This window comes from Tessaracoccus sp. OH4464_COT-324 (assembly GCF_003932855.1).
GTDB lineage: Bacteria > Actinomycetota > Actinomycetes > Propionibacteriales > Propionibacteriaceae > Arachnia.
In genome coordinates, this window is the sequence record NZ_RQYZ01000010.1 from 73,489 (window position 1) to 83,775 (window position 10,287).

Below are 10,287 nucleotides of genomic sequence, written 5' to 3' on the forward strand. Positions count from 1 at the left end.
AACGGGCCTCGCGATCCGACGGGCCCGGCCCCGCTACTCCGGCTGGGCCGGGCGCTTTTCCATGTGGTTCCGGCGCCCCCTGGTCACGATCAGCGGATCGGTGGGCGGAATCGCCTCCGGGTCTTTTCCGTCGTAGTCGTGCAGGTCGAGAAACAGACGCATGGCGTTCAGCCGAGCACGCTTCTTGTCATTGGATTTGATCCGATACCAGGGAGCGACGGTGGTGTCGGTGTGCTTGAGCATCGCACTCTTAGCGTCGGTGTAGTCGTCCCAGCGGCCCAGCGACTCCAGGTCCATAGGCGAGAGCTTCCACCTGCGCACTGGGTCGATCTGGCGGATCGCGAAGCGGGTCCGCTGCTCGCGCTGCGTCACCGAGAACCACAACTTGGTGACCGTGATCCCGGACTCGATCAGCATCTCCTCGAACAGCGGAGCCTGGCGGATGAAGGTGCGGTATTCCTCGTCAGTGCAGAAACCCATGACGCGCTCGACGCCCGCCCGGTTATACCAGGAGCGGTCGAACAGCACGATCTCGCCAGCGGTGGGAAGATGCTCCACGTAGCGCTGGAAATACCACTGGCCGCGCTCCCGCTCAGTGGGCTTATTGAGCGCTACCACCCGCGCGGTCCGCGGGTTCAGATGCTCGGTGAAACGCTTGATGGCACCGCCCTTGCCCGCTGCGTCGCGCCCCTCAAAGATGATGATGTGCTTCGTGCCGTTGTCCTGGGCGGAGTACTGGAACTTCAGCAACTCGATCTGCAGCTTGCGCTTCTCCGCCTCGTAGCTGCGCCGGTCGAGGAGTTCGTCGTAGGGATAGCGGTCCCGCCACGTCTCCACGGCAGCGCCCATCGGGTCGATCAGGTACGGATCCTCGCCGTGCACGTCGGCGACGGTGTACCCGTCGGCCCGCAACTTGTCGATGTATTCCCGAAGACTCTGCTGGCTCATGCCCTTACTCTGGCACGCCCCAGCCAACCGCACACCCTTTGCCGAAAAAAGAACAGCGGGACTGCTCGGCCTGCGGTCCCGCCCGGGCCATTGCCTGCCACGAAGACGCCCCGACCCGCCGGCCCCGTAGTTCTGTGGGGTCGGCGTCTTCGATCTCTCGGGCTTGCCAGCAGAGACCGGAGGATGGCCAAAAGCCAGCTCAGGGACATAGCCGTACATCCCGCCGGGAAGCTGCCCGTCGTAGAGCCCCAAACCCCGGGATTCCGAGTTGGTGGGCGCCCTCCTGCCGTGCCTCAGCCCAGCGTGGGCCGCACGTGCAAGCCCACGTTGGGGTCCACCAGCGGCTCCTGCGCCGCCGGGATGCCTGCCACCGTCAACTCGGCGTCCACCGCTACGGCACGCTTGACCAGGCCTAGCGCTATGGGGCCGAGTTCATGGTGCAGCGCCGACGCACCCACAAAGCCTACCTTCCGCTCCCCCAGCCACAGGTCGCCGCCAACCTCGGGCAGCGTCACCATCGAACCGTCCAGGTGCAACCGCACCAGCCGGCGCGGCGGCCGCCCCAGGTTGAACACCTTCGCCACGGTCTCCTGCCCGGGATAGCAGCCCTTATCCAGCACGGTCCCGTACAGTCCGATCTCGTTTGGGATCGTGCGGGCGTCGGTATCGACTCCGATGCGCGGGATCCCCCCGGCGATCCGCGCAGCCTCCCAGGCCCAGGTGCCGACGTCCGCCGCCAACTCCGATTCCGTGACGAGCCACCGACCGCCGAGGGCGCAGGCGCAGGACACTCCCCGCAACTCCATCTGCTCACCCACCCAGTACAGTCTCCGTTCCAGCACGCGCGCCTCAACCCGCATCGCGAACCGCATCCTCATCAGGTGCGCGACGAGCGGCTCGCCCCCGCCGGGCTCCGTCCATGCCACGAGGCGCGCACCGTCGTCGACGCCCGTGAAAGCGTGCGCGATATGCCCCTGCGCGTCCAGAATGAGCGCGGTGACCGTCTCGCCCGGCGCCAGCGCATCGAAGCGCGCCGAACTGATTAACTGCAACAGGGTGAGCCGATCGTCGCCCGAGATCTCGACGACGTCGCGGTTGGTCAGTGCAACGATGCCCCCGCCTGCCGCCATCGTGCGAGCCTCGGCCACCGGGCTGCCGTAGTGCCAGGTGAGGCCGGCGTCGATGCCCTCTTCCAGGATCATCACACGCGCCTCAGCCGGGCCCACATGTGCGGACGGAGTTCGTGGCTGCTCGTGGCCCGGTCCAGGGCGTACATCAGGTCTCCCTCCACCTTGCCGTAGAGCCGCTGGCCGGCGGTGTGCTCGATCACTGCCCCGGAGGTTCGCACGACCGCGTCGGTGTTCAAGTCGATCCGGGTGACCTGGATTTTCCCCACCAGCACCTCGGTCCAGCCGTTGGAGTTGGTGAGGCTCACCTCAAGCGTGGCGTCCGGTTTCGGGGTCCAGAAACCGGTCTCCATCTCGATCAGGTCACCGGGTTTGCCGTCAACGAGTTGGAAGGCCTGCGCCAAGTAGTAGAGGTATCCTCCGCCACCGGGCCAGAACTGGATGCGCTGCTCGAAGCGGAAGTCGTTGCCCTCATGATCGGTGCCGTTGCCTTCGCCCTCCCAGCTCCCGACCAGCCATCCGAGCGCGGTCAGCTTCGGGTCCAAGCCCTCGGGCACCTCGATCTCGATGTTCATTTCAAGCTCCTCATCTGGGCCACGAGATTGATCAGGAGTCGCACCAAGGTGGCCAGGGCCACCACGCCGATCAACACGGTGGCGACAATGATTACCCAAGGCAGGATCGCGGCCATGTGGGCCAGTCTACAAGCGCGCTACCTGCGCCCGAGAAACTCGACCTGGCCGATGCTGATTGCGTCGAACCGGCCCCTGGCGGACGACGGGTCGGTGGTAGCCACAATCTCCAATTCGACCGAGCTCGCCGTGATGGTAGGAAACAGCACTTCCTGGAAGCTGCTGGGCTTGCCGGTCATGCTCTGATCGAACCAGGAGCCGTCGGAGAAACGCCACCGAACGGTCAGCAGCTGACGCTGTTCGTCGGTCTCGTGGGGGTCGTAGAGGTTTCCGCTGGCCAGCCTGAGCCCCACCAGATCCTGTTCGTTGCCCAGCTGGAAGCGCAGCACGTCACCCTCCCCGCGGCCCGAGCAGCGCCAGACCGTAGCCAGGCTGTAGTCAGCCAGCGCCTCCGGGTTGGAGTCCTCACAGGTGCTAGTGACCCGATAGGGCAAAATGGTGCGGGTAGCGCCGTCGTAAACGGCTAGCGAAGAATCCGTTGACGGCCGCGGCAGCTTCACCGCCGAAAACCCGGGCGACGGCGTGGGGGTCGTCCCCCGGCCGGGTGCGCTAAGCAGCAGGCCACCGGAGACGTAACCGACCACCAGCATCAACAGCACCAAAACAGCGGCCATGTGGAGTGGGATTAACTTGGGCTGCGCGCCCTCCGCGCCCCGGCCCGCCACCTCCGGGCTCGCCTGAGCCGCCGGCGACTCCGGCAGCTGGGCCTCGTCGGCAGCCGCCTCCTCCTGCCCTTCCCGGTAGAGCTCGTCAGGTACTTGCAACTCCACGCGCTCCATCGTAGAGGCTCCGGGAGCAGCCCAGTAGGATTGACCCACCTGAGCGCCTGCACCGACGTCGGCGCAGGCGGTCGCGATCAGCCACGCCGCACCCGCAAGCACCGGAGGAGTCATGAGTATTGCCGAGCAGCCGCTGCCCGATGGCCGCTACCACGACCGGGAGCTGTCCTGGCTGGATTTCAATCGGCGGGTGCTTGACCAGGCCGCCGACGAACTCCGGGTTCCGCTGATCGAGCGGGCGAAGTTCCTCGCCATCTTCTCCAGCAATCTCGACGAGTTCTTCATGGTGCGCGTGGCCGGCCTGAAGCGCCGCATCGACGCCGGGGTCGCGCAGCCGAGCGCGTCGGGAATCCTGCCCACGGAACTCTACGGGCGACTGTTGGAAAGGATCCACGAGCTGGTGGAGGAGCAGACGCGGGTCTTTTCCGACGTGCGCCCTCAGCTGGCCGAGCACGGCATCGAGATCCTGCGCTGGGACCAGCTATCCGCCAACGAGAAGGACCAGATGCGCACGGTGTTTTCGGATCGCATCTACCCCATCCTGACGCCGCTGGCGGTGGATTCGTCGCACCCCTTCCCGTACATTTCGGGCCTGTCGCTGAACCTCGCGGTGTCGTTGCGCAACCCGTCGACTGGCGCGCGACAGTTCGCGCGGATCAAGGTGCCCAGCCTGCTGCCCCGTTTTATGCAGGTGGGCGAGGGACGCTACCTGCCGATGGAGGAGATCATCGCTCGCCACCTGAATCAGCTGTTCACCGGGATGCACGTGCTGTCGCACACCACCTTCCGGGTGACGCGCAACGAGGACATCGAGGTGGAGGAAGACGACGCGGAGAACCTGCTGACCGCGCTGGAGCAAGAGCTCCTGCGCCGCAAGGTCGGCCGCCCACCCGTCAGGCTGGAGGTGGAAGACGACATCGACGATGCGATGCTCACGATGCTCCAGCAGGAGGTGGACGTCAGTGACCGGGAGGTATTCCGGCTGCCCGCCCCCCTGGACTTGCGGGGTCTGTTCCAGTTGGAGAGTTCCAAGCGGGAGGATCTGAAATACCCCAACTTCCTGCCCACCACGCACCCGGACCTGGCGGAGGCCGAGACCGCCTCCCCTGCCGACCTGTTCCGCGCGTTGAAGCGCCGCGACGTACTCGTCCAGCACCCCTACGACTCGTTCGCCACCAGCGTGCAGCGTTTCATTGAGCAGGCTGCCGCCGACCCGCACGTGCTGGCCATCAAGCAGACCCTTTACCGCACCTCCGGAGACTCCCCCATCGTGGACGCGCTGATCGAGGCCGCGCAGGCCGGCAAGCAGGTGCTGGCCATCGTCGAGATCAAGGCACGCTTCGACGAGCAGAACAACATCGGCTGGGCCCGAAAGCTGGAGCGGGCGGGTGTGCACGTCGTCTACGGCATGGTGGGCCTGAAGACGCATTGCAAGCTCTCGCTGGTGGTGCGCGACGAAAGCGACGGCCTGCGCCGCTACTGCCACATTGGCACCGGTAACTACAACCCGAAGACCGCGCGCATCTACGAGGATTTGGGGCTGCTCACCAGCAACCCGATCATCGCCGACGACGTGGCGCGCCTGTTCAACCACCTGTCGGGCATCACCCAGGAACGCAACTACCGGCGCATGCTCGTCGCCCCGCACGGCATCCGGGCCGGCCTGCTGAAGCTGATCGAGCACGAGATCGCGAACAAGGCCGCGGGTTTGCCCGCCGGGGTGCGGATCAAGGTCAACTCGGTGGTGGACGAAGCCATCACCGATGCACTGTATCGGGCGTCGGCGGCGGGCGTGCCTGTGGATCTGTGGGTGCGCGGCATCTGCACCATCCGGCCGGGTGTCGCAGGACTCAGCGAGAACATTCGGGTTCGTTCCATCCTGGGCCGTTTCCTGGAGCACTCCCGCATCTACTGGTTCGCCAACGGTGGTCAGCCGAAGGTGGGCATCGGCTCATCAGATCTGATGCACCGCAACCTGGATCGACGCGTTGAAGTGATCGTCAGCCTCTCCAACCGCCGCCACATCAACCAGATCACCGAGCTATTCGACCAGGCTTTCGCACCCGACACGGTCCACTGGGCGTTGGAGGACACCACCTGGCGGCGCTGCTTCGTCGACGATTCCGGCCAGCCGCTGGCCGACCTGCAGGCCCAGCTCATCGAGGCGTTCAGCCGGCGGAGGAGTCGATGAGCCCGAAGGTGCGCGCGGCCGGGGCGGTGGTGCTGCGCAATCGGGGCGACCGCAGGGAGGTGTTGACGATCCACCGGCAGCGCTACGACGACTGGTCCCTGCCCAAGGGCAAGGCCTATCCTGACGAGGCCCGCCCCGTGACCGCGGTGCGGGAGGTGCGCGAGGAGACTGGAGTGCTGGCCCGGCTAGATGTCCGGCTGAGCAGCCTGAGCTACGGCGTCGGGCGGAGAACGAAGCAGGTCGACTACTGGCGGGCTAGCGTCGTGGCCAGCCACTACCGCGAGCCGGATCGCGAAGTGGATGAGGTGCGCTGGCTCAGCATCGACGAGGCCCACCGGCTGCTCACCTACCCCAGCGAGGTGCGCATCCTCGATGAGGCGCTCGCCCTGCCCGACACCGTCGCCGTGCTGCTGGTGCGGCACGCGAAGGCGATGCTGCGCAAGGACTGGACGGGCCGCGACCAGCGTCGCCGCCTCACCGGGCGCGGCAGGCGGCAGGCCGGCCAGCTGGTGCCGCTGTTGGAGGCCTACCGCGCCGCGCGTCTGGCGAGTTCGCCCGCGGTGCGCTGCATGGAAACCCTCGCTCCTTACGCCGCCCACGCGATGATCGACATCGATACCTTCGACCTGTTCACTGAGGAGGAGGGCACAACCCGGCAGGCGGAGGTTGAGGAGCGCGTCCGTCGCCTGGCGGCGGGGTTGAAGAAGCCGACTGCGCTGTGCGGGCATCGGCCCGTGCTTCCCGCGATGCGGGCCGGTCTGAGCCTGCCCCCGGCGCCGATGCTGGTTGGCGAGGTGACCGTGGTGCACCGCGACAAGTCTGGCCGCAACGTTTCCGTGGAGACCCACAAGCCAACCGTGTGAGCGAGCGCACGGAGTAGCTGCCCGAGAAGACGGCCAAGGGAGCCTCGCCTTTTAGCCGCTTGGGCGGCTGGTTGGCTGTACCCCGGCTGAGCAGTTCAGCTGCCCCAGGCTTTCCTTCATCCGCAGAACACGCGCGGCCGCCTGGGTGATCAACTCGGCCATCTCCGGGTCGGAGCGTTGGGCGAGCAGCGCATCGGCCATGTCGCGCGCAAGCTTGGCGTCGGCTGTGATGATCAGGTCGCCCCCGGCACGCACGAACCGCACGGCCCGCTCGCCAGGCGGCAGATCCGCCACCGCCTTGGCTGCGCCCAGATCGTCGGCGATCACCAGGCCGGAGAAGCCCAGATCGTCGCGCAGCATGCCCGTGATCACCCGTCTGCTGAACACCGCGGGCGAGCCGGGGTCGATTCGTTCGAACACCGCCGACGACACCATCACCGCCGAAGCTCCCGCGGAGATGCCCTCGACGAACGGCCCCCAATAAGCGTCGCCGCGCACCGTCACGGCGTCGCTGGCCGGCTCGTGGTCGGTGTTTCCGGTGGCCCGGCCCAGCCCCGGGAAATGCTTCAAAGTGGTACCCACCCCGGCTTCACGCATCCCCTCGACGAAGCTGGCAACAGCCGCCCCCGCCCGGGCCGGGTCGGAGGAATAGTGCCGCTCCAGCCGGCCGATGGGCGCGTTGGTGCCCACGGCTTCCTCCGGCACCACGTCCGCGGTGGGCGCCAGGTTGAGTTGCACCCCGTGCTCGCGCAGCTCCGTGCCCCAGACCTTTGCCTGGGCGCGCAGCGCCGCCGGATCCATCCCACCCTGCGCCACCGCCGACGGCATCCGCGTGAACCCGGGCCCACGCAACCGCTGCACCTGCCCGCCTTCCTGATCTGCTGCCACGGTGAGCGGCAAGCCCGCCGAACCCAAGGTCGAGAGCTGGGCCGTCAGGGCGCGGATCTGGCTAGCCGGGACATCGCTCCTGCCCAGCAGGACCACGGAACCGGCCCGCGCCGCCCGTACCGCGTCGGCCGTTGTCGAGTCCAGGCCGGCAGTATCCACGCCCACCATCAGCAGTTGCCCGACGACGTCCTCGGGAGACAGCGCCGACGCCCGCACGGCGCAGGCGTCGGTCATTGGCTGCGGCTCGCCGAGCTGCTGACCGTCGGAGTAGCGCGCCACCGGATCGGGTGCGCACGCCGCGACCGCGAGCGTCAACGCCACCCCCGCCAAGAGCTTACGCACCGGGATCACCTGATGGCTGCTGCTGCAGCAACCCAAGCAGCGCGTTCTCCACGACTTCCGGTAGCGCCGGATGAATCCAGTACTGCCCGCGAGCCATTTCGGGCACGGTGAGCCCGAAGGACATCGCCTGGATCAGCGGCTGGATCAGCGTCGCCGCCTGCGGCCCGACGATGTGCGCGCCCAGCAGGTACCAGTTGACGGGGTCTGCCAGGAGCTTGACGAAGTGTCCTTGGCTCTCCATCGCCCAGCCGTGGGCCACGCCGGCGTACTCCTGCACCTTCGCGACGTAGCTCACCCCCCAGTCCCGCAGCTGCTGCTCGGTGGCGCCCACGCAGGCCACCTGAGGTTTGGTGAACACCGCGGCGGGCACGTAGCGGTGATCCGATTCGATAGGTTCGCCGCCCAGCAGGTTGTGTTGCACGACGCGCATCTCGTGGTTTGCCACGTGCTTGAGCAGGTAGTCCGACGAGATGTCGCCCAGCGCCCAGATGTGCGGCTGGGAGGTGCGCTGGGTCGCGTCGACGCGCACCTGGCCGTCGGGGGCGTAGGCGACGCCCGCCGCGTCGAGGTTGAGGGCCTCGTAGTTTCGCTGCCTGCCGATCGCGACGAGCACCAGGTCGGTCAGGTACTCGTACTCGACGCCGTTGCTGTCGGCGGTGATCACCGCGATATCGTCGGCGGGCCCCTCCTCAATGCAGGAAACCTGCTGGTTGAACCGCAGTTTGACGCGTTCACGCATCTGCTCCGCCACCCGCGCCGACACGGCCTCATCGTGGCCGCGCAGCAGCACGTCGGAGCGGTGCACGATGGTGACGTCCACGCCCAGCGAGGTGAAGATGTGCGCGAACTCCATGGCGATGTATCCGCCGCCCAGAATCACCATCCGCTCCGGCAGTTCATTGATCCGCATGACGGTGTCGGAGGTGTGTATCCGCTGCTCCACCTCAGTTGCGATCGGGGCCTCGATCATGCGTGGCCGTGAACCCGTCGCCAGCACGATCTGGTCGGCGGTGATCAATTCATCGCCGACGGAGAGTGTATGCGGGTCCACGAAGGAGGCTTCGCCCTGGAAAACGGTCACGTTTTCACTGTCCTGGCGCCAGCGCAGCCCGCTTTCTGAAAGGGAGTCGAGCCGACCGAAGATGCGTTCCCGGATGGCGGGCCAGTCGGCGCGCCCGGGCGTGAGGCTGAGCCCGAGCTTCTCCGCTTCTTCGTGACCGCTGAGCAGATCCGAGGGGTAGACGTACATTTTCGTGGGAATGCAGCCTCGGTTCAGGCAGGTTCCGCCGAACACGCTGTGTCGCTCGATCAGCGCTACCTTGCGGTCGGCGAACCGGTCGTCGATCAGCGAATTGCCAGAGCCCGACCCGATGACTGCGATATCGAAATGCTGCATTCCCCCATCCTGCCATCTGCCGCTGACGATTGGGTTCCGCCCCGCTCGCCGGGCACGGGATCGGCGAGCGGTGTTGCCGGGTAGTGTGTCGGACATGACTTCTCAGTGGGCTGTGATCACTGGCGCATCCTCCGGGATTGGCGCCTGCTTTGCGCGCGAACTGGCCAGACGGGGCTCCGATGTGCTGCTGGCGGCGCGCAACGGCACCCGGCTGGCGGAGCTGGCTGAAGAGCTGCGCGGGCAGTACGCGGTCGATGTGCGGGTGCGGTCTCTGGATCTGGCCGCCGACGGCGGCGCGGAATTGGCGGAAGAGTTGCGCGAGCTTGATGTGCACACCCTCGTCAACAATGCAGGCTTCGGCACCGCTGGCCGCTTCGCCGAGCTGGACGGCACGAGCCTGGCGCGACAGGTCAGCCTCAACGTGGCGGCGCTCACCGAGCTCAGCCACGCCGTCGCACCCGCGATGGTGCGGCGAGGCCGGGGAGCGATCATCAATGTGGCCAGCACCGCCGCTTTCCAGCCGGTGCCCGAGATGGCGGTCTACGCCGCGACCAAGGCTTACGTGCTGAGCTTCACCGTCGCGCTCTGGGAGGAACTGCATCCTACGGGGGTGCGCGCCCTGGCCGTGTGCCCCGGCCCCACCGACACCGCTTTCTTCGACAACATGGGCGACATCCTGCGCACGCGGCGCAGGCCCGAGCAGGTGGTGGCCAGCGCGTTCACCGGGCTGAAACGTCACCAGCCCTTCGTCGTTGACGGCGCGGGCAACTACCTGCTCACCTTCACTAACCGCTTTGCTCCGGTACGGCTCTCCGCCAAGGTGGCCCGACGTATCCTGCACCACACCTAGGACGCTTCGCTTAGGCCGAACCTCTAGTACTCGGGCGGCCGTGGATTGTCAGGTAACCGGCGTATGTGCGGGGCGCCACCACACCACCCCTGCCAGCACCGCGAGCACCACGGTGACGGCTGGGTCTGTCCGAAATTCGGTGTGTGGGGTCCGGCGGTTTTCATCAGTGAGTGGTTCTCTCGAACCGTCCGGCGAAGGTGATCGCGAACGC

The 10,287-nt window shown here is 66.9% G+C and carries 9 protein-coding genes; 3 read left to right on the forward strand and 6 right to left on the reverse strand.

The window, feature by feature from the left end:
- Positions 1 to 33: 33 nt before the first annotated feature.
- The 4 genes from ppk2 to EII42_RS07310 all read right to left on the reverse strand — a co-directional run bounded on the left by ppk2 (position 34) and on the right by EII42_RS07310 (position 3,660).
- Positions 34 to 948: a polyphosphate kinase 2 gene (gene ppk2 / locus EII42_RS07295; protein WP_125171460.1), complete on the reverse strand. Its 915-nt coding sequence runs from the start codon at positions 946 to 948 to the stop codon at positions 34 to 36.
- 293 nt (positions 949 to 1,241) lie between these two features.
- On the reverse strand, positions 1,242 to 2,150 hold the full coding sequence (locus EII42_RS07300; RefSeq protein ID WP_125171461.1) for a folate-binding protein YgfZ: 909 nt from the start codon (positions 2,148 to 2,150) through the stop codon (positions 1,242 to 1,244).
- Positions 2,150 to 2,650, reverse strand: coding sequence for an FABP family protein (locus EII42_RS07305; RefSeq protein ID WP_125171462.1), 501 nt, complete (start codon positions 2,648 to 2,650; stop codon positions 2,150 to 2,152). The genes EII42_RS07300 and EII42_RS07305 overlap by 1 nt, the downstream gene beginning before the upstream one ends.
- A gap of 137 nt (positions 2,651 to 2,787) precedes the next feature.
- Positions 2,788 to 3,660, reverse strand: a complete 873-nt coding sequence (locus EII42_RS07310; RefSeq protein ID WP_125171463.1) for a hypothetical protein — start codon at positions 3,658 to 3,660, stop codon at positions 2,788 to 2,790.
- On the opposite strand from EII42_RS07310, the gene EII42_RS07315 reads away from it, so the two are divergent.
- Entirely contained in the window at positions 3,659 to 5,737 is a 2,079-nt protein-coding gene (locus tag EII42_RS07315; protein WP_125171464.1) for an RNA degradosome polyphosphate kinase, read from the forward strand. The genes EII42_RS07310 and EII42_RS07315 overlap by 2 nt on opposite strands.
- The gene (locus EII42_RS07320; protein WP_125171465.1) at positions 5,734 to 6,600 is read left to right on the forward strand and encodes an NUDIX hydrolase; all 867 of its coding nucleotides are present in this window, start codon (positions 5,734 to 5,736) and stop codon (positions 6,598 to 6,600) included. The genes EII42_RS07315 and EII42_RS07320 overlap by 4 nt, the downstream gene beginning before the upstream one ends.
- A 51-nt stretch (positions 6,601 to 6,651) precedes the next feature.
- Here the strand turns inward: EII42_RS07320 and EII42_RS07325 are convergent, their stop codons facing one another.
- Positions 6,652 to 7,830 (reverse strand): glycoside hydrolase family 3 N-terminal domain-containing protein, encoded by a 1,179-nt coding sequence (locus EII42_RS07325; RefSeq protein ID WP_125171466.1) that lies wholly within the window; start codon positions 7,828 to 7,830, stop codon positions 6,652 to 6,654.
- Positions 7,823 to 9,226 (reverse strand): mycothione reductase, encoded by a 1,404-nt coding sequence (locus EII42_RS07330; protein ID WP_125171467.1) that lies wholly within the window; start codon positions 9,224 to 9,226, stop codon positions 7,823 to 7,825. Before EII42_RS07330 ends, EII42_RS07325 begins: the two co-directional genes overlap by 8 nt.
- A gap of 94 nt (positions 9,227 to 9,320) precedes the next feature.
- On the opposite strand from EII42_RS07330, the gene EII42_RS07335 reads away from it, so the two are divergent.
- On the forward strand, positions 9,321 to 10,076 hold the full coding sequence (locus tag EII42_RS07335) for an SDR family oxidoreductase (protein ID WP_125171468.1): 756 nt from the start codon (positions 9,321 to 9,323) through the stop codon (positions 10,074 to 10,076).
- Positions 10,077 to 10,287: the final 211 nt, after the last annotated feature.

What these genes read in the sequence shown, in the direction of transcription:
- ppk2 (WP_125171460.1), bottom strand. Translation starts at nt 948, where the DNA reads ATGAGCCAGCAGAGTCTTCGGGAATACATCGACAAGTTGCGGGCCGAC.
- EII42_RS07300 (WP_125171461.1), bottom strand. Translation starts at nt 2,150, where the DNA reads ATGATCCTGGAAGAGGGCATCGACGCCGGCCTCACCTGGCACTACGGC.
- EII42_RS07305 (WP_125171462.1), bottom strand. Translation starts at nt 2,650, where the DNA reads ATGAACATCGAGATCGAGGTGCCCGAGGGCTTGGACCCGAAGCTGACC.
- EII42_RS07315 (WP_125171464.1), top strand. Translation starts at nt 3,659, where the DNA reads ATGAGTATTGCCGAGCAGCCGCTGCCCGATGGCCGCTACCACGACCGG.
- EII42_RS07310 (WP_125171463.1), bottom strand. Translation starts at nt 3,660, where the DNA reads ATGACTCCTCCGGTGCTTGCGGGTGCGGCGTGGCTGATCGCGACCGCC.
- EII42_RS07320 (WP_125171465.1), top strand. Translation starts at nt 5,734, where the DNA reads ATGAGCCCGAAGGTGCGCGCGGCCGGGGCGGTGGTGCTGCGCAATCGG.
- EII42_RS07330 (WP_125171467.1), bottom strand. Translation starts at nt 9,226, where the DNA reads ATGCAGCATTTCGATATCGCAGTCATCGGGTCGGGCTCTGGCAATTCG.
- EII42_RS07335 (WP_125171468.1), top strand. Translation starts at nt 9,321, where the DNA reads ATGACTTCTCAGTGGGCTGTGATCACTGGCGCATCCTCCGGGATTGGC.